Source organism: Nonomuraea aurantiaca (genome assembly GCF_020215705.1).
GTDB classification, from domain to species: domain Bacteria; phylum Actinomycetota; class Actinomycetes; order Streptosporangiales; family Streptosporangiaceae; genus Nonomuraea; species Nonomuraea aurantiaca.
In genome coordinates this window covers 87,207-111,666 of the sequence record NZ_JAIWNB010000026.1, presented here as the reverse complement: position 1 = coordinate 111,666, position 24,460 = coordinate 87,207, and the positions used below count along the sequence as shown (strand labels likewise).

Here is a 24,460-nt window from a genome sequence, read left to right as displayed (position 1 = left end):
TCCTCAGGGGCGGCCGGAAACCGCGGGCCGCGGGAGCCCAAGGCAGGAAGGGATGCACGCATGGCGGCGATGAAGCCGCGGACCGGCGATGGTCCGCTGGAGGTCACCAAGGAAGGGCGCGGCATTGTCATGCGGGTCCCCCTGGAGGGTGGCGGCCGGCTCGTCGTGGAGATTTCCGCCGACGAGGCGAAGGCGCTCGGCGAAGCGTTGAAGAACGTCGTCGGCTGAGAGCTCCCGAGACACAGGTCGTTCCACGGCCCTGGCGTGCGTCCGCGCCAGGGCCGCTGACGTTTGAGGGGGATTTCCGTGCCCATTGAGACCACGGCATCGGTGGTGGCCGACGTACCGGCCGATGTCGAGCTGCTCGCCGTGCCCTACGCCGCCGAGCTCGCTCCCGCCGTCGAGCTGGATCTGCACGTGCCGACGGCCGCTCTGCTGGCGCACTACGACGCCAAGGGAGAGGCGGGGGAGGTGGTGGAGGTCCCGGTGGCGCGGGCCGACGGGGTCGGCCGGGTGCTCCTGTACGGGGTCGGTGACGGCTCGCCGCGCGCGTTGCGCAAGGCCGCCGCCGCGCTCACCCGCAAGGTCAAGGGCAGGCAGGCGCTGGTCGTGGTGACGCCGGAGGGCGACGTGACGGCCTTCACCGAGGCCGCGCTGCTGGCCGCGTACACCTTCAAGATCGGTGAGCCGGGCAAACCGGCCGTGCGGGCGCTCACGTTCGTCGGCGCCGACGAGGACGCGGTGCGGCGCGGCCAGACCGTCGCGCAGGCGGTGGCGCTGGCCCGCGACCTGACCAACACCCCCGCGTCGGTCAAGAACCCGCTCTGGCTGGCCGAGCGCGCGGCCGAGCAGGACGTGCCGGTACGCGTCTGGGACGAGGAGCAGCTGCAGGCGGACGGCTTCGGCGGCATCCTGGCCGTCGGCCGGGGCTCGGCCAACCCGCCCCGCCTCATCCAGCTCTCCTACACCCCGCCCGAGCCGAGTGACCGGCATGTCGTGCTGGTGGGCAAGGGCATCACGTTCGACTCGGGCGGCCTGTCGCTCAAGCCGAACGAGAACATGAAGACCCAGAAGACCGACATGGCGGGCGGCGCCGTGGTGATCGCCGTCATCTCCGCGCTCGCCCGGCTCGGCGCGCCCGTGCGGGTGACCGGCCTGGTCGCGGCGGCCGAGAACATGCCTTCCGGTACGGCCCAGCGGCCCAGCGACGTCATCAAGCACTACGGCGGCCGCACGGTGGAGGTGCTCAACACCGACGCGGAGGGGCGGCTGGTGCTGGCCGACGCGCTCGCCTACGCCGACGCCGAGCTCGACCCGGACGCGGTGGTGGACATCGCCACGCTCACCGGGGCGATCACCGTCGCGCTCGGCCGCGGCTACGGCGCCGTCTACGCCACCGACGACGACCTCGCCAAGGGGCTGGTCGAGGCGGGGCAGGCCAGTGATGACCGGCTGTGGCGGATGCCGCTGATCGACGACTACGCGCCGGCGCTGGAGTCCTCGATCGCGGACCTGGCCAACGTCGAGAGCGGCTCCACCTACGGGGCCGGGTCGATCACGGCGGCGCTGTTCCTGAGGGAGTTCGCGGGCAAGCGGCCGTGGGCGCACCTGGACATCGCGGGCGTCGGACGCAGCACCGTGAACGAGGGCGTGCTCACCAAGGGCGCGACCGGGTTCGGGGTACGCGTGCTGCTGGAGTGGCTGACGCGCTAGAAGTACGTGCGCCGTGGGTTTGGCTGAGGCGCCAGGAGTACGCGCCGCAGATTTGGCGCTATGAGGCGATCTTGACGGCGGCGAGCAGCCCGTCGCCCAGAGGCATCAGCAGCGAGCGCAGCCGGTCGTCGGACTGCACCAGCTTGCCCAGTTCGCGCAGCGCGACCGTGTCGGGGTCGCGTTGCGCCGGGTCGGCCACGCGGTTGTGCCACAGGACGTTGTCGAAGGCGACGATGCCGCCCACGCGCAGCAGCCTGACGGCCTCGGCCAGGTAGTCGGCGTACTCCTGCTTGGCCCCGTCGGCGAAGACCATGTCGTAGCCGCCGTCGGAGAGCCGGGGCAGCACGTCGAGGGCCCGGCCGGTGATCAGCCGCACCCGCCCGCCGGAGAACCCGGCCTCCGCGAACGCCTGCCTGGCCAGCCGCTGGTGCTCCGGCTCCACGTCGACGCTGGTCAGCGTGCCGTCGGGGCGCATGCCGCGCAGCATCCAAAGACCGGAGACGCCGCAGCCCGTGCCGATCTCGACGACCGACTTGGCGTTGACGGCCGTGGCGAGGAAGCAGAGCGCCGCCCCGCCCCCGGGAAGGATGGGCGTGGCACCCATTTCCAGGCCGCGCAGGCGCGCCGCGTGCAGGATCTCATCCTCATGATGGAACTGCTCCGCATAGGCCAGAGTGGCCTCTACCGGACTGGTCATCGGCCTCCTCCCCCCACTTTCGTGCGATTGGTCACCGATCGCAGCCTAGGGGAGACACGCCGGGACGGGAACTCAAGACGACCGTGAGGCGTTGCAGGTTTAAACGGGCTTTGCCGGTCCGGAAGGCAGGCAGTACGCACGAAGGGACGAAACCAGGCACTATGGCGGTAGCGGTGGTCCCAATGAGAGGAGTTCTGGTGGACGAAAGTGACCACCAGGCCGATACTCCCGTGTCTGACTGGACGCCTCCCACCTGGGAGGAAGTGGTGCGGACTCATTCCGCACGTGTATACCGGCTGGCGTATCGCCTGACGGGCAATGTCCACGATGCCGAAGATCTCACCCAAGAGGTCTTCGTGCGGGTCTTCAGGTCCCTGTCGAGTTACACCCCCGGAACGTTCGAGGGCTGGCTGCACCGGATCACGACGAACCTGTTCCTCGACATGGCGCGGCGCAAGCAGCGCATCCGGTTCGAAGGACTCGCCGACGACGCGGCCGAACGGCTGCGCGGGCGCGAGCCGTCACCGGCGCAGGCGTTCGACGACGCGCACCTTGAGCCGGACATCCAGGCCGCGCTCGACGCGCTCGCACCGGAGTTCCGGGCCGCGATCGTGCTGTGTGACATCGAAGGTCTGTCGTACGAGGAGATCGCGGCCACGCTCGGCGTCAAGCTGGGTACGGTCCGAAGCCGTATTCACCGTGGCCGGGCGCAGTTGCGGGAGGCGCTCGATCACCGGGCCCCCCGTAATTCCCAACTCCCCCCGCCATCATTCCCGTCGGGGACCCGTGGGGAGGAAGTCTGATATGTCGCATCTTGGAGAACGCGTTTCCGCGCTCGTGGACGGTGAGTTGAATCACACCGAACGCGACCGCGCTCTAGCCCATCTGACCTTCTGTGGCGACTGCAGGCGGGAGGTCGAGTCGATGCGGGCGCTGAAGTCGCGCCTGCGCTCGCTCGACGGCCCGGCGATGCCGGCCGATCTCACCATGTCGTTGCTGCGGATGTCCGAGCCCGGTGGCCCGTTGCCCCCCAGGGAGCGGCCTTTCCCTACCCGGACGTTCGGCGGAGTGCCCATCCCTGGGCCGCACAGCATCGCTCCGCTGGACAACCGCCCGCGCAGGGACGCGACTGGTGGCGGTTCGGGCCCTGGCCGCGGGGGTAGGCGGCGCGGCGCGTACGTGGCGGTCGGCGTGGTCTCCGCGGCCGTCGCCCTCGGCACCTTCTTCGCCGTCTCGGGGGTCGGTCAGGGCGCCCAGGCGCCGCCGGTCGAGCTGTTCGAGCAGGCGCGGCACACGCCCACCTCATCGCCGACCGCTAGTCTGCCCACCGCCACGCCCTGATCTCACGCCCACTCTCAGGAATGCCTGGGATACTCGAGTGGCGTAGTCGACGGTGTCAGGGGCATACGATTTGAGTTCGGGAATCTGTCAGGTGTCCACATATGTTGGCTCATTGCCTGACAATTGCTTTACGACTCTCGTATGCCGTTCACGCCAGGATTGCGGTGTCCGAGGCAAGGAGTGGTGAGATCTAGATGACCGACGAGACGCGCCCACCAGAAGGACGCATGCCGTCGGACTTCCCTGAGCCACAGGGGCGGCCGGAGTTCCTGCCGGCCGACGACCAGGCCGAACAGTCTGGATGGCGGTCCGAGACGGCCTCCTTCGAGAGCGGCCGGTGGGGTGACCCGTCGGGCCGTCCCGGAGACACCGCGTCCTACGGCAGCCCCTCCTACCCGGCTCCGGCCTCCTACGCGGCTCCGGCCTCGGGCCAGGCACCGGCCGAGGAACCACCGCCGGCCAACAGCACCCGCACCTACGAGAGCCCGTTCTTCGGCAACTCGGCTGGCCCGCCGCCCTTCGGCGGCGGCGACAAGCGCCCGCCCCCGCCGCCCAACGCGCTCGGCATGGGCGCGGGCTGGGCGCCACCGCCCGGCGGCCTGGCACCGGCACCCGCTCCCAGGCGCGGTCCCGGCACGGGCGTCCTGATCGTCCTGGCCGTGGTCATCGCCCTGGTCGCCTCGGGACTGGGCAGCGTCGGCACCTACCTGCTGACCAGGTCGAGCAGCAGCGGCACCGACCCTTCCTACAGCCTCGGCCCCATCCCGAGCGGCGCCACGAACCGGGCCCCCGACTCCGTCGCCGGCGTGGCCGCCCGCGCCCGCTCCAGCGTGGTCTCGCTGGAGGTCAACGCCAACAGCGCCGAGGGCGTGTCGGGCTCCGGCTTCCTGATCAAGGACGGCTACGTGGTCACCAACAACCACGTGGTCGCCCCGGCCGCCAAGGGCGGCGACATCCAGATCATGTTCAACAACCGCAAGACCACGAAGGGCCGCATCGTCGGCCGTGACCCGGGCTCCGACCTGGCCGTGGTCAAGCCGGAGGAGACGTTCGGCACGCCCGAGATCACCCTCGGCAACTCCGACCAGGTGGTCGTGGGCGACCCGGTCATCGCGATTGGCTCCCCGCTCGGCCTCACCGGCACGGTGACCACCGGCATCGTCAGCTCCCTGAACCGCCCGGTCATCGCGGGCGACGAGAGCGGCACCAGCACGGAGGAGCCCGCCTATATCAGCGCGATCCAGACCGACGCCGCCATCAACCCCGGCAACTCGGGCGGTCCGCTGGTCAACGGCAAGGGCGAGGTCGTGGGCGTCAACTCCGCGATCGCCACCCTGAGCCGCTCGATGAGCAGCCAGGGCGGCAGCATCGGCCTGGGCTTCGCCATCCCGGTCAACCAGGCGCGCCGCGTCGCCGAGGAGATCATCACGACCGGCAAGGCCAAGCGCCCGAAGATCGGCATCGTCCTCGACAAGGACTACAAGGGGCAGGGCGTACGCATCGCCTCGGGCCCGACGGAGGGTCGGCAGCCGGTCGACGCGGGCGGCCCCGCCGCCAAGGCGGGCCTCAAGGCGGGCGACGTGATCATGGAGATCGACGGGCTGATGCTGCAGGACGGCAACGAGCTGATCGCCCTGATCCGCAGCAAGAGTCCCGGATCCAAGATCACCATCAAATACCAGCGCGCCGGCCAAGACCGCACCGCCACCCTGACCGTTACCGCGGACGACGGGCCGACTCCGACGCCGTCCTGATCCCTCCCCAACCGCCGTGCGGGGTGCGCCTCTGCCTGTCCAGGGGGCGCTCCTCCGGCGACGCGGGGCCCTCCTCCTGCGAGGGCGGGTCGGCCGCCGTGACGAGACGGCTTTAAGGCGTTTTCTATCTTTTACGGCAAGCACGGTGAGCCCCAACCGCCGTCCGGGGTTGGGCTCTGTCCAGGGGGACGCTCCTCCGGTGGAGGTGGCCGAGCGCCGTGACGAGACGGTGAGACCGCCCGCGTGGACTTGCTGAACCGAGATGGGGGCTGGCGGCCTGGCCGGGGTCGTTTGGCCTTAGTCTTGAGGAGTCGGGTTGCCCCCGGTTTGGTTGGACTGCGGTAGGAGCAAACGGTGTTCGGACTCGGGTGGATGGAGATCTGCGCGCTGGTCGTCATCGCGCTGCTCGTCTTCGGTCCCGACAAGCTGCCTCAGGCGGCCTCGCAGGCCGGTAAGACGCTGCGCAACCTGCGCCGGATGGCCAACAGCGCGCGCGACGACCTGCGGGCGGGCCTGGGCCCGGAGTTCTCCAACTTCGACCCCAGCGACCTCAACCCCAAGAACTTCGTCCGCAAGCACCTGCTGGAGGACGAGGACGACTGGACGACCAAGCCCCAGCAGTTGGAATCCGTCACCACCTCTTACGATCCTGAGCCGGTCGACGAGCTGGGCTATGGCGAGCTGCCTCCCTACGACGCGGAAGCGACCTGAGCCGCCTCTCCGCGAGGCGGGAGTCGTCTGGAGCCAGGGAGAGCCAAGGAGCCGCCTCCCTGCGGCGTGGAAGCCGCCAGAGTCGAGGAGCCACCTCCTGGCACCGCGCCGCCTGAGCCGAGACTGCCTCCCTACGGCTCAGAAGATGGCTGAGCGGGGAGTTACCTCCAGGTCGCCCGGAAGTCAGCTGGCTGGGAAGTCCACGCGGGCGGTCTCACCGTCTCGTCACGGCGGCCGACCACCTCCACCGGAGGAGCGTTTCCCTGGACAGAGGCCGACCCCGTGCGGCGGGTGGGGCTCACCGTGCTTGCCGTAAAAGAGCCGTAAAAGCGGTAAGGCCGAACGCTAGCCGTTGAGGGCGGCGGAGAGGGTTACTACCGCGCTGACGATGAGGGCCGCCAGCACCACCTTGCGGAAGCGTTCCGGATCGATGCGGCGGAAGACCGCGTTGCCGGCGAACCACCCCAGCTGCACGATCGGCAGGCCCACCACCCCGATCCAGATCGACTGGGTGTTCACCTCACCGGCTACGGCGAATCCGACCAGGCTGAGCACGCTGGTGCCGGCGAACACCACCGAGAGGGTGGCGCGGAACTTGGTGGGGTCATACCCCATGCCCTGGAAGGCGGCGACCATCGGCGGCCCGTTGGTGCCGGTCGAGGTGGAGAGCGCGCCGGAGATGAAGCCGACTCCCACCAGGACGGGAACATTCCCCGGCACCTTCACCCGCCGCCACACCATCACGGTGCAGCCCAGGACGCCGACCCCGATGAGCGCCGTGAGCACCCGCTCAGACGTCACTCCGTACACCCAGAGGCCGAGTGGCATGCCCAGCACAATGCCGGCCATGGCGATCATGGCCACCCTCCACTCGGCGTGGTGGCGCTGACGCACGGCGATCGTGACGGTCATGGCCAGGGCGGACATCGTGGTGGCGACCACTGCTGTGTGCGGGTCGACCGTGAGGGCCAGGAGCGGAGTGGCGACGAGGGCGTACCCGAATCCGGTCACCGCGTGCACTGTTGAAGCGATCAGGATAATCACGGCGGCAGCCAGCAGCGTGGACACCTGCCACACTTTGCCATGATCTACTGAAATGAACCAGTATTCTCGGAAAATTTGCCTCTGGCAGTGAGTGTCGCTGTATATGGAGACTGTCGGGAGTGGGGTAGTTAGGCGGATCCTCGCACTTCGTCAATTGTCAATAGGAGCAAATGAAATGGGTGGTCAGGAGTCTGCGAGCTACATTGTCAGCCCGGCACTCGATGGTGACCAGGCCGTCATCTTCGTTCCCGGTCTGGGAGGCCGGACGAAGTTCGTGGAGCGATGGAACGAGCCGGGCCGGGAACCTGTCATCCGCCGGGCCAGCTGGAGCGAGCCGATGAATGTGCCCTCCGTTGACGAGCGCGGCGCGGTGCTCGCGGCCCTCGTCGCGGACTCCGGTGTCACGGATGTCGTGCTGGTGGGCCACAGCATGGGGGGTCTGGTCTGCCTGGAGGCGGCCAAGCACCTGGAGCGGCAGCTTCGCGGCACGGTCATCATGTGTCAGTACCCGCCGCATCGCACGCCGCTCTCCCCGCTGGCGGAGCTGCCGGACCGGGCATTGGCCGAGGAGCTCGAGGCGCCGCCCCACATCAGGGACACGGCGGCTCTTCCCGAGTACGCACGTCTTTGGCGGTCCGAATACCAGCTGCTCAATCGCTATCTGGAGGCAGATCCGCGCCCGATGCTCAACGCGCCGATAATCGCGGTCGGCGCCACGTCTGATGCGAGCTCCTGGAACACCGAGTGCCTCAATGACTGGAGCCAGTACACGACGGAGTGGCTATCGGTCCACATGATCGACGGCGGCCACCAGATCGTCGAACAACTGCCCCCCGAGACTCTTCACGAATGGGTCAAGAAGGTCCGTGGCTGAATAGCACCCGACCGGGACCTCACTCGGTCAGCCGTTGCAACTCGGCGGCCAGCTCGGCCACCGTCGGGTGGTCGAAGATCACCGCGATGCCGACGTCCACGTCGAAAGCCCTGCGGATCTCCTCCACCAGACCCACCGCGGCGAAGGAGTCGCCGCCCAGCTCGAAGAAGTCCTCGTCGGGGCGGACCGACTCCACGCCGAATTCGGCGCACCACATCTCCATCAGCCGAGCCTCGAGCGACGCCTCGTCCGCTGGCGCTCCACCCGAGACCCGCCCGGGTGAGCCGGGCCGCGCAGGTGCCATGGCCGACGCGCCCGGCTGCTCGGCGTCGGCGACCGTGTCGGCGTTGGCGTGGGCCGGCAGGTTCTCGGTGGAGTGTTTCAGGACCGCGTCTTCCCCCGCCATGGTGATCGCCACTTGTCTGTGGCCGGGCCGACCCAGGAGGCGCAGCAGCATGCCGACCCCGGTCGCGGGCGTGATCCCGTCGTCGGGCGACGACGGGTCCTGCCCGGCATCGGCGCCTCGCTCCTCACGAGAGGTCTCGGGGGCGACCATGGACTCGTCGACGCGGCGCATGGTGAAGCCCCTGACCTCGACGGCGACGTCACCGCCTGCCGTCAGCACGTCGATGTCCGCCACGATCGTGTCCGAACCGCTCGGGCGGCGGCGGATGTGGCTGTACGCGAGGCCCGGTATCGACCGGTGCACCAGGATCGACTGGTACGCGAAGGGTGCGTGCGGAGGCTCATGATCAGGATCCCGCGCCAGTGACACCGCCGCGTCCAGAAGGGTGGGATGCAACGCGTGCTCGTCGAGCTCATGGTCGAACGCTTCGGGAAAGGTGAGTACGGCGAGCTTCGTGCCGACGTCCTCCCCGGAGGTCCAGATCTCCTCTTCCGGCCATCGTGGACCGATGGTGAACAGCCGGTTGTCCGCGTCGTTCACGGGTACCCGGCGCTCGGGCAGCGACGCGCGCAGCCCGTCCAGGTCCACCGTGTCCGCCCTGGCGTCCACCAGCCCGATCTCACCCGTCGTGTGGACGGGTGGGTCAGAGGAGGGGGACGAGCCCGGGGAGAGCGGCGCGGAGCGTACGGTGAATCGCCAGACGTCCTCGTGCGGTTCGAAGCCGACCTGGAGTGACACGGGCTCCGGGGTGGTGATCGGCTTCCGGAAGACCATGTGGCGCAGCTGCGCGGGCCGCCCGTTCGGACGGCCGATCGTCTCGTGGAAGGCACGCAGGACGAAGTCGACCTGGGCCGTGCCCGGTAGTACCGGTACGCCGTCCATACGGTGTTCGTCCAGGATCGGATAGTTGTCGGCCGACAGCGGGGTCGACCACCAGCGCACGTCCGTGCCCGATTCGGCGCGTCTGGCTTGCGGTGGCCGCCCTTGGCGGGCGGCCATACCGACCTCGGCCCAGGACGGCCAGTTGATGGTCATCGAGGCGCAGCCCGGCAAGGGCTGCGGGCGCACCACCGCATCGAGGAAGGCGTTCGCCGCCGCGTAGTCAGCGCCGCCCACCAGGCCCCTGAGCGCCGCGCGGCTGGAGAAGGCCACGAAGAAGTCGAGGTCCGCCCGGTCCCGCAGCACCTCGAGCAGCGCCAACGTACCGTGGACCTTCGGCGCGAGCGTTTCCGACACCTGCTCCCGCGTCCGGAACTGGAGCATGCCCCCTCCCGCCACGCCGGCCAGGTGGAACACCCCGTTGATGGCCCCGAAGGTGTCCGCCGCCTGGTCGATCACCCGCCGCAGCGCGGTCACGTCGGTCACGTCGCACGCCTCGACGCGGCACTCGGCGCCGAGAGCCCGGATCTCGGCGAGCTCGGCGTCGTGCCCGCCCGCCGCATGGCGGCCCAGCAGCAGCAACCGTGGTTGCCGGCCGGTGTCCGCCAGGCCACGCGCCACGGCCAGACCGAGGCCACCGAGTCCGCCGGTGATGACGTAGACACCCCTGTGACGCAGCTCGACCGGGCCGGCACCGTCAAGGACGAACTCCCGCTCGCCGGGGACCCAACGCCGATCCCCCCGCAGGGCGACGATCTCGGATTGCTTCCGGCCGCGCAGCTCCGCGACCAGCCGATCGTCGGTCATGTCGCCCTGGACGTCGACGAGCTTGCACATGGCGCGCGGGTTCTCGAGCATGTAGCTGCGCAGGAGCCCGAGCAGCATGGCCCGCACCGGGTGCACGGTCTCGCCGCCCGTCACGTCCGCGGACAGCTCGGTGACCACCACGACGTCGCGAGCGCGCTTGTCGGGCGCCCGTCGCGCCGCCTCCTGCAGCAGCTCGACGATTCGCTGGAAACCGGTGTCGAGCTGGTCGTCGATGTCGCTCAGATCGGGTTCGGCCAGGTCGCCGAGCTGCGTCGCGTCGATGACGAGCTCCGGGTATCGCTGCGCGTCTCTCAGCTCGTCCAGCAGGCGTACGACGTCCGCCGAGTGCCGGGGACGGATCACGAACTCCGAGCTCCGATCTCCCGAATAGGAGGAACCCTGCCGCACCAGCAACGCGTCATCCCACCCAGCCCGCTTGAGCAGGGCGACCAGCTCGCCGGCTCGTCGCGCATCGCCGGGCAGGAACACCAGGGGGCATGACCGCTCCCAGGCGCCGGTGTCGCCGTGCGCGGCCTCCACCCACGTGGGCAGACGGAACACCGCACGGCCCGCCGGTTCCTCCGCCTCAGGGGTGGGCGCGGGGCCGCTCGGAGACGCCCGCTCGATCCAGTACCGCTCGCGCTGATACGGGTAGCCCGGCAGAGGTACGCGTTCACCTGTCGCAGCCGACGCCGACCAGTTCACCTCAGCGCCAAGGGTCCACAGCCGGGCCAGCGCATGAAGGAACGAGGCACGTTCGGTGGCGCCCTTCGACGGGCCGCTCGGAAGCGTCGGCACCGCCAGGTGCCGCTTGGCGCGCACCTGAGGATGTGCGCGGGCCAGGGTGGTGAGCGTCCGCCCGGGGCCCACCTCCACCAGCACGCGGTCACCGTCGGACAGCACGGCCTCAAGGGCCTGATCGAACAGGACGGGCCGGGTGAGCTGCCGGCACCAGAATTCCACGGTGCTCACCTGCGCCGCCACCAGGCCACCTGTGGACGCGGAGTAGACCTTCCATCGGGGACGACGTAACTCGACGCCGTCGAAGGCCGGCCGGAACTGCTCGCCCATCGCGCGGGCTCGGGCGCTCACCAGCCGTACTGCTTCCGGGAGGGTGAACACCTCGGCGAGCGTGGCGGCCGCGTACTCCCCGATACCGTGGCCGAGCAGCGCGTCGGGCTCGATGCCGAGCGCCAGCCACAGCCGCCCCAGCGCGTACTCGACGCTGAAGAGCGACGTGTCCGCCGGCTCTGCCGACGCCCGCTCCCAGAGCGATCGCTGTGGCAGCCCGCAGGCATCGAAGAGCGCGAAGCACTCGTCGAGTGCCTCGCTGAAGGCTGGTTCGGTGCGATAGAGCTCTGCCGCCATGTGGGCGTGCTGCGCCCCTTCTCCCGGGAACAGGAACACGGTGCTCCGGTCCGCCTGCCCCTCCGGGGTGACGATTCGCCTCCCGTGATCAAGTACGGCAGTGGCCGCGTCGGACATGCTCTCGACCACCACAGCGCCTCGGGCCGGGTGCGGCGTACGTCCCTCTTGCAGCGTGAACGAGACGCCGGCGAGCGGCTCCGCGCTCTCCTTGAAGGCGCGGGCAAGCTGCTCCGGGTAGGCCTCGGCCGCGGACGGCGTGCGTCCTGACCACACGATCAGCTGCGTAGGCTCCGGCGCCGGGTCGGCTACGCGGGTGGGTGCCTCTTCGAGGATCGCGTGCGCGTTCGTGCCGCCGATCCCGAAGGAGCTGACCCCGGCCAGGCGCCGGTGGCCGGCCGATCGAGGCCAGGGCCGCAGCGTGTCGTTGACGAAGAACGGTGAGCCTTCGAGCTCGAGGAACGGGTTCACCTCCGTGAAGTTGACGCTCGCGGGGATCTGCTCATGGCCCAGCGACAGCGCGGCCTTGATCAGCGACGTGATTCCTGACGCGTGACCCAGGTGGCCCACATTTCCCTTGATCGAGCCGATGGGACACCGCCCGGGCGCGAGTTCCGACGTCGCCCGAGCACTGAACGCCTTCCTCAGCGCCGCGATCTCGATGGCGTCACCCAGCCGGGTCGCGGTGGCGTGTGCCTCCACGTACCCGATGTCCTCGGGACCCACGCCGGCCAGCTCCATGGCTCTCAGCACGACCTCCGCCTGCTGATCGGCGCTGGGCGCGGTGAAGCCGACCTTGCTCGCGCCGTCGTTGTTGACCGCCACCGCCCGGATCACCGCGGAGATCCGATCGCCGTCGGCCACGGCGTCGGCGAGCCGTTTGAGCACCACGACGCCGACGCCGCTGCCGAAGATCGTGCCGCTGGCCGCCGCGTCGAAGGGGCGGCAGTGGCCGTCCCGGCTCAGCGGGCCGTCCTGGGCCCACCAGTACCCGTGACCGACGGGGAACTCGACGTCGGCACCGCCGGCCAGAGCGACGTCGCACTCGTGGAGCCGGAGCGCGTTCACGGCCAGATGTACGGCCACGAGCGAGCTCGAACACGCGGTCTGCACGGTCATGCTGGGGCCGTGCAGGTTCAGCTTGTACGAGACCAGCGTGGACGCGCTGTCCGGGTTGTTCCACATGCCGGCCGCCATGCCGGTGGCGCTCCGGAGTGCCTCAAGGTTGCCCACGACGCGGCCGATCCCGTAGCGGTTCGCGGCGACGGACGAGAACACGCCCGCTCTGCCGAGTCTCAAAGCGTCATAGCCGGCGTTCTCGACAGCGGCGTGCGAGGTCTCCAGGTACAGCCGTAGCTGCGGATCGCACACCTCGGCCTCACGCCGGTTCAGGCCGAAGAACCCGGCGTCGAACAGGTCGATGCCCTCAGGCTCCGCCACTGCCCGCACGTAAGCCTGGTCGTCCAGCGCTTCCCGCGACACGCCGCTCGACCGGAGCTCGTCCTCGGACGGGAAGCGCACTGCCTCCTCCCCGGCCACGAGGTTGCGCCAAAGTTGCCGGGTGTCGACCGCTCCCGGGAAACGACCGGCCATACCGATGATCGCGATCGGCTCAACGAGCTTGCCCATATCGTCCGTCCTCCGATTCGCTTGCTGCCGCTCCGTACGGGGAGCGAGCCGTCGCGGGGGTCAGGACACGTCGTCCAGGTTCTCCCGCAGGTAATTGGCAAAGGCGTTCAGGGTGGGATACCGAAAGACCAGCAGGGGAGAGATCTCCGTTCCGAGCTGAACGGAGACCTCCGCCACGAACCGCATGAGGGACATCGAGGTGAAGCCGGCGTCGAAGAAGCCGTCGTCAGGGTCGATCCGGTCGTCGATCCGCTCTCGCCCGAGAGCGGACTGCGCGCTCTCGTGAAGCACCTCCCACAGCGCCGCCGCCCGGTCCTCATCCTGAGCAGCGTCCACGTCCGCCGGTCGGGCCGGCTTCCCCCCGTTGTTCTCCGGCAATGAGTCACGTACCTCGATGCTGGAAGGCACGACCGCGGGGTCCAGATGGTCGTGGAGCACCGCGCGGAGCTCGTCGCCGTCGAGCGCCGTCGGGGAGCTGCGTACGACGGTCAGGCGTACGGAGCCGACTCCGCCGCTGTCTTCGACGAATGTGGCCACCGAGTCGGCGACGCCGGCGACCAGGGCGGCCGCGCCCTCGATCTCGTCCAGCTCCACACGTGTGCCGTTGACCTGGACCTGCCGGTCCGCCCGCCGTACGAAGCACATCGAGCCGTCCGGCAGCCGACGGACGATGTCGCCGGTGTCGTACCAGCGCCGGCCGTCAGAGCCGTTGCGGTCGGGAGTCAGCAGCGGGGTTCCGTCCGTGTAGCCGAGTGCGCAGGCAGCGGCTTCCACGTGCAGCCGGCCCTCCAGACGTTCACCGTCATCGGTGGGAACGATCTTGACAACGGCATGGCCGAGCGCGCGTCCGATGGGAACCGGGTCCTCGCTCGCCACCCCCTTGCCGGGCGGCACCTGGTGCACGCACACGACCTGCGGGGTCTCCGACGCGCCGTAGCAGTTGGCGATGGTGGCACGTGGGGCGAACCGTGCGGCCGACCGCAGCGCCGTCGCCGTGAGCCGGGCCCCCACCGAGCAGACCAGCCGCAGGCTGTCGACGGGCAGCTCCGACGAGCCCGCCATGAGCTGGAGGAGGACCGGCGAGCCCTGGAGCACGGTGATGGCGTGCTTCGAGAGCCAGGCCGCCATCAGCCGGGGATCCGCGGCCGTGCGCCGGTCGGGAATGAACAACGTCGCACCGGTGAGCCAGGGCGCGATCAGCTCCCGCAGGCTCGGGTCGTGGCCGGGTCTGCTGAGAAAGGCGACCCGATCGGATTCGTCCATGGGCAGTTCCTTGAAGAACGCCACGCTGGCGGCCTCGAAGGCCGCTCGTCCGACGACGATTCCCTTGGGCCTGCCCGTCGTGCCGGACGTGAAGAGGACATGACTGACCCCGCCCACGTCCTCTCCATCGAGTCCGTCGAACTGCCGGACACGATCGTTCCCGACGGTGTCCAGCAGTTCCAGACCGGCCGGGGCGTCCGACGGTCCGAAGGTCGCCACGGCGCCGGTGGCCGTCAACGCTCCGCGTACCCGCTCAGCGCCCCAGTCTCCAAGGATCGCCGGGACGGCGCCCGCGCTCCACAGCCCCACGATCCGCGCGACGAACTCCGGGCTCCGGTCCGCCGGCACGCCCACCACGCGGCCCTTCAGGTGGTGAGCCCGGACGACGCCGCTGATGTCCTCGCTGAGTGCGGCCATGTCGCCGAAGGTGATCTCACGATCCTCGTGGACCAGGGCGACCCTGCTCAGATCACGGGGCACCCGTCCGAGAAGTCCCGGCGGGGCGGTGCTGGTCGCGGTGCTGGTCGCTCGGTTGGTCGCGGTGTGGGTCGCGGTGTTGGTCGTTGTCCTGGTCGTGTCACGGACGGGGCCGGTCGGCTCGTCCCCTCGGCTCACGCTGACCTCCCTCGCGGGCCTGATGTCCAGCCCGTCGGATCGATGGTGCGTCACAGCAGCTCATCCCACGCCGAGTGGAAGTACTTGGGGTGAGCGCCGCGTAACTTGCGCCAGTGCTGCCTGCGGCTCTCCGCCGGCGCGGTGTCGCTCTGTCGGTTCGGGCCACCGCCGGCCGCCGCCCACGCGAGGTGCATCAGCGGGAGCACCGCCGAACCACGCCGGGCCTTGCCCAGCTCCGCCCCGGCGCCGGTGACGACTCTCGACAGCCCTGCCGAATAGGCGTACTTGATGGGTTCGTAGATCGCCGCATTGAAGTACACGAACGGGTCCTGCGCTTCGCCGTCGTCGTCTTCGGCATCGAGACGCCCGAAGTCCGTCACGTACAGCCGGTCATGCCACCGGCACATGACTCCGGTGCCGACGAGACGACCCCGTACATGGCACAGCAGGGCCAGCGACGAGGCGTCTCCCAGCGCGGACGAGTACGCCGAGAGGCGTCGCGTGACCGCGTCCACGCTGTACGCCATCCCGTGCTTGGCCCGCACGTTCACGATCATCGGCGCGATGGTCGTGATGGCCTCACGGAGAGGTACGGTCTCGGTCGCGCAGTCCTTGGCGAAGAGCCCCACCTCCCTGCGGACGCTGGTGCGGGTGTTCCGTGGGAGCGTCGCCAGGTAATCCTCGAAGCTCTCGCCGGGGAGCTCCAGCTCGGTCTGCGCGACGCTCGCAAATCGATGCTGATCTCCGTCGCCGATGACCGGAGCCAGGTCCCTCCACGCGGCCGCGTCGAGGAACAAGAAGAAGGTGTACGGGAGCCCGCGCTCGACCGCGACGGCGCAGGCGGCATCCCGGAGTGCGTGCAGGACCACCGTCCTGGTCGAAGTCGGCAGGGTGCGGTCGACGATGAGCCGCGTACTGAATCCCGCACAGGAACCGGCCAGCAGTCCCAGCCGGCCATCGAGCGAACGCGCGGCGTGCAGCAGGTCCTGGAAGTGGAGTTCCGGCCAGTACAGGTAGTCACCACGGCTGGGGAGTGAGTCATAGAGGGGAAGGGCACCGAGAATTCGGGAGTGCCCAGGTTCTCGGGCGATCAGATACGTGACGGGTCCATCGCCGGATTGCTCGAGAGCCGTCAGCCAGGCACGGCTCTGGAACATGTCCTGCGGGTCAGCGACGTCATTCCACGCATACCCGGCAACGTCCTCCAACGAGGGAACACGCTCGACCGTCACGAGCCGCCCTGGCGCTTGTGGCGACATTTCCGGAATTTCCTGCTGCTTCATCGAAACCCGGCGTTCATGCGGTCACCTGGCCCCGTGATGGAGCCATTCGCGCAAGTCTGGCTCCGCGAGCTCGGCTATCCGGCGGTCGTAGTGTGCTCGATCCTCATCGGTGAGGAACTGCTGCCATTGGCCCGACTTGCCACTGCGGAAAAAGCGTTTGTGATCGCGGATGTAGCCCAGCTGCTCGTCGGGTGCGAGTTTGTCCGCGCGATTGCGCATCTGCTGGAACGTGGCGGCCTCGACCAGCTCCGGCCACCTGCTCTCGTCGATCTCGATGTCGAGCCGTTCGGCGAGCCGTCGCATCTGGCCGGCGAGGTCGGCGGAGAGGTCGGCGTAGTGCAGCAGGATGACGTTCGGCTCCGCGCGGCGAACCCATGCGCGGCTCTGCGTCCAGATCAGCGCACGCAGCGAGTCGAGATTGTCGTACGGCGAGTCGTCGTTGTCCACCCAGCGTAACAAGTACTCCCGTTCGTCGAGGAGGTCCCGCTCGTCATGATCGTCGACCTGGACGTCCGCCGCCGCGTTGCCGGGGTGGGCGGCCTGGTGGATCAGTCGGCGAATCACGTCTCGTTTGAGGTTCTTGCCGTGGCTGCGCAGGGAGATGGCGACATCGCGCGGGTCCCGCCCCACCGTGATGTAGGTGACTCGGGGATCGACCGGGATGCCGTCGAGCGGAATGTGGGTTTTGATGAAACGGCGGTGTTGCTGCGCGGCCAGGTTGTCCCAAACTTCCTGTTTCGGACGCACGAGCATGTCGATCCACGGCGAGAGGCTCGACAGTGGCGCGGGCAGTTGGGGCGTCTGAAAGATCAGAAGCGCGCAGATCGTCTGGGTCCAGGTGGTGCCGCATTTTGCCGGCGAATTAATGACAATATCGCCGGGCCGAAATTCGAACGCGTCCCACCGGGAGCTGTCTTCCATTGGTGTGAGGTAACGGACTGGATGCGTCGTCATCAACGTGAGTTTAATCACATCATGGGAGTTAAGGAAGGTATGTGATTGTCTGAGTGCATTCAGTGATAAAAATGCGCGAATTGATGACATTTCCGATCTGACTGCAGGGGAATTCTCCGCATCAAATCCCTGGTAAGACAGGTGCCATTTATCTGGCGGCTCATCCACTGCGCAGGGAGTAAGCGGTCACACCCCTGGGCAGGTCGGCGACGCGTGACAGGGCGCCGGTGCTGATGTTCCAGCCGAGCAGCCTGTCGCCGCTCTCGACGATCACCGTGTCCTGGCCGATCCAGCCGCGTACGGGGCAGCCGCCCTTCCCGCACCTCCTGCCAGGAGAATCGCCCCATGGCAGGAGCAGCGTCCTGACCACCCGTCCCGTGTCGATGTCGGCCACGACGACCACGTCGGCTTCCTTCGCCCGGTCGTGGTGGGCGAACGCGGACCTGGCGACGAGGCCGCCACGCTGCCATCCGTGGTTGCTCAGGTTGCCCATGGGCATGCCGCCCTTGTCGGTGATGTGCTGGACGTTCAGCGCCACCTCTGACCCGCCCTCCTGGATGACCGTCCAGCCGCCTTCGTCGGGCGAGACGATCCTGAGGTCGCGGTAGCCCGCGACACCGGTGAAGCCCTTGTACGGCTGCCGCCGGGCCTTTCCCGTGGCCAGGTCGAGCAGGTAGTTCGCCTTCTCCTGCTCGACGAGGAGGTGCTCGCCGCGCCAGAGCACCACCTCGTTGAACCCCGGCACCGGATAGCGCCTGGTCTGGCCGATCACGAGGTCGACGACCACCACCTCGTCCTTCTGCGGGAAGGCGGCCATCGTCCCGTCGGGGGCGAGCGAGTCGGGCTTCAGCGGCGTCCCGCCGTTGCCGTTGGAGTCCACGGCATCACCCAGCTTCACATCGAGAGGGACACGGCCGCCGGACTTCATCATGTAGATCTGCCCGTCGCCGAACTCGGCCAGCGCCAGGACGGGCCCGGAGACCGCGGTCACGACGGGGATGTCGGCCCACCTCTGCGGCAGCGCGGTCGCCAGCGCGGGCAGCCCCGCCTCACCGCTGGGCGGCGGCGCTTTGTCCATGGGCGGGGCCGGCGGGGTCGTTGGTGTGGGTTTGACGCTGGGATACACGGTGACGCCGCGCTCGAGCGGCTCCGGGGACACGACGATCCCCACCACGACGAGCACGGTGACCGTCGCGGCCGCCGCGGCCACCATCCACTGGCGGCGGCGGGTACGGCTCCGCGTGCCCTGCCGCCACAGCTCGCCCGCGCGGGACGACCCCTCGGGCAGCGTCTCGGCCAGATCGTTGAAGAGCTCCCGCAACCCCTGGTCCGTCATATCAACACCTCTTCCAGCTCGGGAGCGACCTCGCGCAGCCGCTTCAGGGCCGCGTGCGTCTGGCTCTTCACCGTCCCGGACGAGACCCGGAGGATCGCGGCGACCTCCCCGACGGGCAGGTCCTCGTAGAAGCGCAGCACCAGCACCGCCCGCTGCTTCACCGGCAGTCTGGCCAGCGCGCGGGCGAACACCACCTTCAGGTCCGACGCTCCCGAGGTGTCATGATCCGCCTGGTCGGGTGGCTCCCCGTAGGCGAATTCCCGTCGCCTCCGCCACGTGGACGCCACGTCCCTGTACAGGGTGGTGCGTACGTAATTGACCGGGTCGGTATGCACTTTCGACCAGCGGCGCGCCAGCTTGATCAGGGCATCCTGGAGTACGTCCTCGGCCAGATGCCTGTCACCGCTGATGAGGATGGCGGCACGCAGCAGCCGCGGGTGCCAGGCGGCGACGAAGGCCTCGAACGCCTCGGAATCCGTCATATAGACAAGACGCCCCAGAGGGGGTGAACGGTTGGGGCCGCCACGAAATCCGCCGTCGCTGACAAGGGGCCCGCTCTACGGAGCGGGCCCCTATGGCTGTCGGAGGTCAGCGGTTGGGGGACAGGCCCAGCTGGAGGCCCTTCAGGCTGCTGGAGCGCTTGCTCAGGCCGGCGGCGATCGTGCGGAGCTCGGCCGCGGCCGGAGAGTCGGGGTCCGTCAGCACCAGCGGCTTGCCCTCGTCCCCGCCCTCGCGGAGGCGGAGGTCGATGGGGACCTGGCCCAGCAGGGGCACCCGAGTCCCCAGCGTCCGGGTCAAGGCGTCGGCCACCGTCTGGCCGCCGCCCTCGCCGAAGACCGAGATGCGCTCGTCGCAGTGTGGGCACGGCAGCCAGGCCATGTTCTCGATGACGCCGGCGATCTGCTGATGCGTCTGCGCGGCGATCGAGCCCGCCCGCTCGGCCACCTCGGCGGCGGCCATCTGCGGGGTGGTGACGACGAGGAGCTCGGCCGACGGCAGCCGCTGCGCCACCGAGATGGCGATGTCGCCGGTGCCCGGCGGCAGGTCGAGCAGCAGGACGTCGAGGTCGCCCCAGTAGACGTCGGCGAGGAACTGGTGGAGCGCGCGGTCGAGCATCGGCCCGCGCCAGACCACCGCGCTGTTGCCCTCCGGCTTGAACATGCCCACCGAGATGACCTTGATGTCATGCGCCACCGGCGGCATGATCATGTCTTCGACCTTGGTGGGGCGCTCCGAGGCGCCGAGCATGCGCGGAACGCTGTGACCGTAGATGTCGGCGTCGACGATGCCGACCTTGAGGCCACTGGCGGCCATGGAGGCGGCCAGGTTGACGGTGACGGACGACTTGCCGACCCCGCCCTTGCCGCTGGCCACCGCGAAGACACGGGTCAGCGAGCCCGGCTGGTTGAACGGGATCTCCTTCTCGGGGCCCCGATCGCCGCGCAACGTGGTCTGGAGCTTCTTGCGCTGCTCGGTGCTCATCACGTCGAGCTCGATCTCGACGCCCGTGACACCCTCGAGTTTGGTCACCGAAGTGGCGACGTCGCGGCGGATCGTGTCCTTCATCGGACACCCGGCCACGGTGAGGTAGACACCCACGCGAACGACACCGTCGGCACCGATGTCGATGCTCTTGACCATACCGAGATCGGTGATCGGGCGACGGATCTCGGGGTCGATGACGGTGGCGAGAGCGGCCGTCACCTGTTCCTGTGTTGGTGCCATCTAAGTCTCGGCACGAGGGAGTGCCGTCCCTCCTTAGTCGTATATGTGTGACCTGGCGCTGCACGCCGGTGAGGATGCCCCTCCATCGTATGAACCATGGACCCCGTGCGGATAATCCGCGCTGTTTAGGTGTCCGTGCAACGTTCTAAGGTTACTCCGTGACTCTTCTGCGCGACGAGGGCCTCACCACCGACCGCCCCGCCGGCCCCGCCGGCCTCACCGACGAGGAGCTGGCGGTCTGGCGGATGCTGCAGCGGGCTCAGGTGCACATCACCCGCCATCTGGAGGCCGAGCTGCTCGTGGCCCACGGCCTGCCGCTGGCCTCCTACGACGTGCTGACGCAGCTGGCCGAGGCGCCGGACCGGCGGCTGCGGATGAACGACCTGGCCGGCCGGGTGCTGCTTTCCCGCAGCGGCCTGACCAGGCTCATCGACCGGCTCCAGCGTGACGGCCTGGTGGCCCGCGAGGCGTGCGCGAGCGACGCGCGGGGGCTGTTCGCGGTGCTGACGGACCGCGGCGCGGCGCGGCTGACCGAGGCCACCCCCACCTACCTGCGCGGAATCAGGTCGGAGTTTCTCGACCTGCTGGGTCCCGGCGAGATTCGCCTGGTCCGCGAGATGCTCGCCAAACTCCCCATCACCGCCGCTCCTTGACCGCCTCCGCCGGTTTTCTGGGGCTTACTGTCGTTCCCTGAGCTCCTCCGCCAGCCGCTGCAGCTCCGAGCGGAGATAGTCCCGAGTGGCCACCTCGCCGATCGCCAGCCGGAGCCCGGCGATCTCGCGGGTCAGATATTCGACGTCGGCCTGGTTGCGGTCGGCCGCCGCCCGGTCCTGCTCGTACTGGACGCGGTCCCTGTCGTCCTGCCGGTTCTGGGCCAGCAGGATCAGCGGCGCGGCGTACGACGCCTGCAGGGACAGGATGAGCGTGAGGAAGATGAACGGATAGGGGTCGAACCGCAGGTCGGCGGGCGCGAGGATGTTCCAGGTCACCCAGATGGCGACGAACGCCGTCATGTAGACGAGGAACCTGGCCGTACCGAGGAAGCGGGCGATCTGCTCCGACAGGCGGCCGAACGCCTCGGGATCGTAGTGCGGGCGCAGCGAGCGGCGCAGCGCGCGTGGCTGGTCGAGGCGTTCAGTCGTCACGGTGTGCCCTCTCGCGCCAGTCCTCGGGAAGCATGTGGTCGAGTACGTCGTCCACCGTCACCGCGCCGACGAGCCTGCCCAGCTCGTTCACGACCGGCGCCGCCAGCAGGTTGTAGTTCGCCAGGTAGGAGGCGACCTCGTGCACGGTCAGTTCCGGCCTGATCGGGTCGACCGAAGGGTCGAGGGCCGAGCCGAGCAGCGTGGACGGCGGTTCGCGCAGCAGCCGCTGGAAGTGGGCCATCCCCAGGTAGGCGCCCGTCGGCGTCTCGGTGGGCGGCCTGGTCACGTAGACCTGCGCCGCGACGGCGGGCGTCAGATCCTTCTGCCGCATGTGGGCCAGCGCCTCGGCGACCGAGGCGGTGGGCGGCAGGATCACCGGCTCGCTGGTCATCATGCCGCCCGCGGTGTCGTCGGCGTAGGTGAGCAGCCGCCGTACGGGCGCCGCCTCCTGCGGCTCCATCAGCGCGAGCAGCTGGGTGGCCTGCTCGCTGGGCAGGTCGTGCAGGAGGTCGGCGGCGTCGTCGGGGTCCATCGCCTCCAGTACGTCGGCCGCCCGCTCCACCTCCAGTGACCGCAGGATGGCGATCTGGTCGTTGGGGGGCAGCTCCTGCAGGGTGTCGGCGAGGCGGTCGTCGTCGAGGGCGCGGGCGATCTCGATCTTGCGCTTGTCCGGCAGGTCGTGCAGGGCGCTGGCCAGGTCGGCGGCCCGCATCGACTCGAAGGCGGCGATCAGCCCGGCGGCCCCCTGATCCTTCTGCAGGACGCCGAACCCCGACACCTCGCTCCAGCCGACGATCCTCGTTTCGCGCCGCCGCCTGCCCCGGTAGACGGCCACCTTGGTGATCTGCCAGGACGACGGCTTGATCTCCTCCATCGCCACGTCGTAGACGGTGACCGGCTCGCCGTCGAGCTGCACGGTGAGGTCGAGCATCTGGGCGATGACCAGCGTCTCAGTGTCGCGCTGCTCGAATCTGCGCATGTTCAGCCGGCCCGTGAAGACCACCGCGCCCGCTTCGATGCCGCGCACCCTGGTCATGGGCAGGAAGACACGGCGCCGCGGCTGGATCTCGACCACCATGCCGTGCACGCTCGGCGGATTGCCGTCGTGCGGCCCGACCACGACGTCTCTGATGCGGCCGATCTGATCGCCCGCGGGGTCGAAGACCGGAGTTCCCGCCAGGCGGGCCACGAAGATCTTCACGTCAGCAGGCTAACAGTGCCCCTCCATTGCGCTCCGCACGCCTGACGTGTCAGTATCAAACGTATACTACGGTGATTACGGAGTTGGGGTTGATCGTGAAGTACCCAGGGCTCGCGCTGGCTTTCGTGTCCTCGTGCTGTTTCGCGTTCTCGGGCCCGATGGCCAAGTATCTGATCGCCGCCGGGCTGGCCCCGATCGAGGCGGTCTGGGCGCGCATGGCGGGCGCGGGCGTGCTCATGGTGGTCGTATTGGCCCTGGTCAAGCCGCGCGCCCTGCGGATCCCGCGGTCGCGGCTGCCGTTCTTCGCCATGTACGCGATCGTCGCGGTGGCCGCGGTCCAGTCGCTGTATTTCGTGGCCATCACGCGCTTGCCGGTGGGGATCGCGTTGCTGCTGGAGTTCATGGCGCCGGTGATGGTGGTGCTCTGGGTACGTTTCGTCCGCCGGATACGGCTGGCCCGCGCGGCCTTCGTCGGCGCCATAACCGCCGTGGCCGGCCTCGCGATCGTCGTGGAGGCCTGGCAGGGCCTGCGACTCGACGCCCTGGGCCTGCTCCTCGGCCTGCTCGCCGGAGCCTGCTGCGCGGGCTACTTCCTGATGAGCGACAGCTTCGGCGACGACGTCGACCCCCTCGGCCTGATCGGCTGGGGCCTGATCGGGTCGGCCGTGATCCTGGTGCCCTTCGCCCGCCCGTGGAACATCCCGTGGGACGCCTTCACCCGCACCGCCACCCCTTCGGCGGGCGCGCACACGCTGCCGGTGCTCGGGGCGTACCTGTGGATGGTCCTGATCGCCACGGTCGCCGCGTACATCCTGGGCGTGAACGCGGTCCGCCGGCTGTCGGCGGCGGTGGGCGCCACGGTGGCCTCCCTGGAGGTCATCGGCGGCGCGGTGGTCGCGTGGGCGCTGGTGGGGGAGACGCTGGGCGTGTTCCAGATCGTGGGCGGCCTGATCGTCCTCACGGGCGCCCTCCTCGCCCAGACCGCCACCGAACAACGCCCGCAACCCGGCATGAAGCCCAGCCCGGACGATCTCGAACAGCAGCCGGTCCGTGTGGTGTGAGTCTTCTGGTCGGTCAGCGGCGTGTGAGTTTTACCGCGCGTGACCTCTAGCGCCGTGTGAGCTTCTGTGCCGTGCGAGCTTCAGCGGCGGGTGAGCTTCAGTACGGTCGACTCGCGCGCCCAGCGGTCGGTCAGGTGCTCGCTGTCGGGAGCGTTGAGCCGCTCCTTGGCCAGCGCGGCGACGGCCTCGGGCTCCGCCGCCTGGTCCACCACCCGGACCTCGGCCTCGAAGTCGGCCAGCCTGGCGCCGTTGTCCTTGCTGCGCAGGATGACCTGGACGGTGTCGAGCTCCTCGATGCCCGGCAACTGCTGCTCGCCGCCGCCCGTGACGAGGTAGATGGCACCCTCGTGCCAGGCATGCCAGGCCAGGCGCGGGCGGTCGAGAGTGAGCCAGAGGACGCCGGACTTCTTCGCGCCCTCTTCGATGGCCGCGGATATGTCGCTCACGCCTCGACTGTACCGGGGCGGTACGCGCTTCGGCGGCGCCGAGCGAGGCATGACCTTGCGTCCTTGTTCAGGTGATCGCCTTGTTCAGGTGATCGCCAGAGATGCCGAACTTCTTCAGCGTCGCCCGCAGGTCGCACCTCCGCGCCGCCCGCGCGCCGCACCTTCACGCTGGTGAGCGGCCAGTACTTCGGCTGTCGAGAGCGGCCGTACG

The 24,460-nt window shown here is 69.2% G+C and carries 21 protein-coding genes; 9 read left to right on the top strand and 12 right to left on the bottom strand.

The window, feature by feature from the left end; genetic code table 11:
• Positions 1 to 60 precede the first annotated feature (60 nt).
• Both LDL49_RS43080 and LDL49_RS43075 read left to right on the top strand, forming a co-directional pair.
• Positions 61 to 228 carry a DUF3117 domain-containing protein gene (locus LDL49_RS43080; protein WP_020545024.1) on the top strand — a complete coding sequence of 56 codons (168 nt, stop codon included), beginning with the start codon at positions 61 to 63 and terminating at the stop codon, positions 226 to 228.
• A gap of 78 nt (positions 229 to 306) precedes the next feature.
• Positions 307 to 1,713, top strand: a complete 1,407-nt coding sequence (locus LDL49_RS43075) for a leucyl aminopeptidase (RefSeq protein WP_225300698.1) — start codon at positions 307 to 309, stop codon at positions 1,711 to 1,713.
• Positions 1,714 to 1,771: 58 nt separating this feature from the next.
• Here LDL49_RS43075 and LDL49_RS43070 read toward each other — a convergent pair whose 3' ends face one another.
• Positions 1,772 to 2,410 (bottom strand): O-methyltransferase, encoded by a 639-nt coding sequence (locus tag LDL49_RS43070; protein ID WP_225300697.1) that lies wholly within the window; start codon positions 2,408 to 2,410, stop codon positions 1,772 to 1,774.
• Positions 2,411 to 2,592: 182 nt separating this feature from the next.
• On the opposite strand from LDL49_RS43070, the gene sigE reads away from it, so the two are divergent.
• From sigE to LDL49_RS43050, 4 genes are all read left to right on the top strand, one after another.
• Positions 2,593 to 3,213, top strand: coding sequence for an RNA polymerase sigma factor SigE (sigE, locus tag LDL49_RS43065; protein WP_372451219.1), 621 nt, complete (start codon positions 2,593 to 2,595; stop codon positions 3,211 to 3,213).
• A gap of 1 nt (position 3,214) precedes the next feature.
• Positions 3,215 to 3,751: an anti-sigma factor family protein gene (locus tag LDL49_RS43060; protein WP_225300696.1), complete on the top strand. Its 537-nt coding sequence runs from the start codon at positions 3,215 to 3,217 to the stop codon at positions 3,749 to 3,751.
• A gap of 194 nt (positions 3,752 to 3,945) precedes the next feature.
• Positions 3,946 to 5,505 (top strand): S1C family serine protease, encoded by a 1,560-nt coding sequence (locus tag LDL49_RS43055; protein WP_225300695.1) that lies wholly within the window; start codon positions 3,946 to 3,948, stop codon positions 5,503 to 5,505.
• A gap of 354 nt (positions 5,506 to 5,859) precedes the next feature.
• Positions 5,860 to 6,216, top strand: coding sequence for a sec-independent translocase (locus LDL49_RS43050; protein ID WP_308016262.1), 357 nt, complete (start codon positions 5,860 to 5,862; stop codon positions 6,214 to 6,216).
• 345 nt (positions 6,217 to 6,561) lie between these two features.
• On the opposite strand, the gene LDL49_RS43045 is transcribed toward LDL49_RS43050, so the two are convergent.
• Entirely contained in the window at positions 6,562 to 7,284 is a 723-nt protein-coding gene (locus tag LDL49_RS43045) for a sulfite exporter TauE/SafE family protein (RefSeq protein WP_225300694.1), read from the bottom strand.
• A gap of 151 nt (positions 7,285 to 7,435) precedes the next feature.
• Here LDL49_RS43045 and LDL49_RS43040 point away from each other — a divergent pair, with 151 nt between their 5' ends.
• On the top strand, positions 7,436 to 8,134 hold the full coding sequence (locus LDL49_RS43040; RefSeq protein WP_225300693.1) for a thioesterase II family protein: 699 nt from the start codon (positions 7,436 to 7,438) through the stop codon (positions 8,132 to 8,134).
• A 19-nt stretch (positions 8,135 to 8,153) separates the two neighbouring features.
• On the opposite strand, the gene LDL49_RS43035 is transcribed toward LDL49_RS43040, so the two are convergent.
• The 7 genes from LDL49_RS43035 to LDL49_RS43005 form a co-directional block, all read right to left on the bottom strand.
• On the bottom strand, positions 8,154 to 13,220 hold the full coding sequence (locus tag LDL49_RS43035) for a type I polyketide synthase (RefSeq protein ID WP_225300692.1): 5,067 nt from the start codon (positions 13,218 to 13,220) through the stop codon (positions 8,154 to 8,156).
• 60 nt (positions 13,221 to 13,280) lie between these two features.
• The gene (locus tag LDL49_RS43030) at positions 13,281 to 15,098 is read right to left on the bottom strand and encodes an AMP-binding protein (RefSeq protein WP_225300691.1); all 1,818 of its coding nucleotides are present in this window, start codon (positions 15,096 to 15,098) and stop codon (positions 13,281 to 13,283) included.
• Positions 15,099 to 15,148: 50 nt separating this feature from the next.
• On the bottom strand, positions 15,149 to 16,357 hold the full coding sequence (locus tag LDL49_RS43025; protein ID WP_225300690.1) for a peptidogalycan biosysnthesis protein: 1,209 nt from the start codon (positions 16,355 to 16,357) through the stop codon (positions 15,149 to 15,151).
• Positions 16,358 to 16,402: 45 nt separating this feature from the next.
• Positions 16,403 to 17,335: a sulfotransferase domain-containing protein gene (locus tag LDL49_RS43020; RefSeq protein WP_225300689.1), complete on the bottom strand. Its 933-nt coding sequence runs from the start codon at positions 17,333 to 17,335 to the stop codon at positions 16,403 to 16,405.
• 160 nt (positions 17,336 to 17,495) lie between these two features.
• A complete protein-coding gene (locus tag LDL49_RS43015) occupies positions 17,496 to 18,671 on the bottom strand; it encodes a hypothetical protein (protein WP_225300688.1) in 1,176 nt (391 codons plus the stop codon).
• Positions 18,668 to 19,153: a SigE family RNA polymerase sigma factor gene (locus LDL49_RS43010; protein ID WP_225300687.1), complete on the bottom strand. Its 486-nt coding sequence runs from the start codon at positions 19,151 to 19,153 to the stop codon at positions 18,668 to 18,670. Before LDL49_RS43010 ends, LDL49_RS43015 begins: the two co-directional genes overlap by 4 nt.
• 106 nt (positions 19,154 to 19,259) lie before the next feature.
• Complete coding sequence (locus LDL49_RS43005; RefSeq protein ID WP_225300686.1) at positions 19,260 to 20,396, bottom strand: Mrp/NBP35 family ATP-binding protein; 1,137 nt, start codon at positions 20,394 to 20,396, stop codon at positions 19,260 to 19,262.
• Positions 20,397 to 20,554: 158 nt separating this feature from the next.
• Here LDL49_RS43005 and LDL49_RS43000 point away from each other — a divergent pair, with 158 nt between their 5' ends.
• Complete coding sequence (locus LDL49_RS43000) at positions 20,555 to 21,049, top strand: MarR family winged helix-turn-helix transcriptional regulator (protein ID WP_225300685.1); 495 nt, start codon at positions 20,555 to 20,557, stop codon at positions 21,047 to 21,049.
• A 24-nt stretch (positions 21,050 to 21,073) separates the two neighbouring features.
• Here LDL49_RS43000 and LDL49_RS42995 read toward each other — a convergent pair whose 3' ends face one another.
• A complete protein-coding gene (locus LDL49_RS42995) occupies positions 21,074 to 21,541 on the bottom strand; it encodes a DUF1003 domain-containing protein (RefSeq protein ID WP_225300684.1) in 468 nt (155 codons plus the stop codon).
• Positions 21,531 to 22,742 carry a magnesium transporter MgtE N-terminal domain-containing protein gene (locus LDL49_RS42990; protein ID WP_225300683.1) on the bottom strand — a complete coding sequence of 404 codons (1,212 nt, stop codon included), beginning with the start codon at positions 22,740 to 22,742 and terminating at the stop codon, positions 21,531 to 21,533. Before LDL49_RS42990 ends, LDL49_RS42995 begins: the two co-directional genes overlap by 11 nt.
• A 95-nt stretch (positions 22,743 to 22,837) precedes the next feature.
• Between LDL49_RS42990 and LDL49_RS42985 the strand changes: the two genes are divergently transcribed.
• Positions 22,838 to 23,803: an EamA family transporter gene (locus LDL49_RS42985; protein ID WP_225300749.1), complete on the top strand. Its 966-nt coding sequence runs from the start codon at positions 22,838 to 22,840 to the stop codon at positions 23,801 to 23,803.
• Between the two features lie 80 nt (positions 23,804 to 23,883).
• Here the strand turns inward: LDL49_RS42985 and LDL49_RS42980 are convergent, their stop codons facing one another.
• Positions 23,884 to 24,249 (bottom strand): hypothetical protein, encoded by a 366-nt coding sequence (locus tag LDL49_RS42980; RefSeq protein ID WP_225300682.1) that lies wholly within the window; start codon positions 24,247 to 24,249, stop codon positions 23,884 to 23,886.
• Between the last annotated feature and the right edge of the window lie 211 nt (positions 24,250 to 24,460).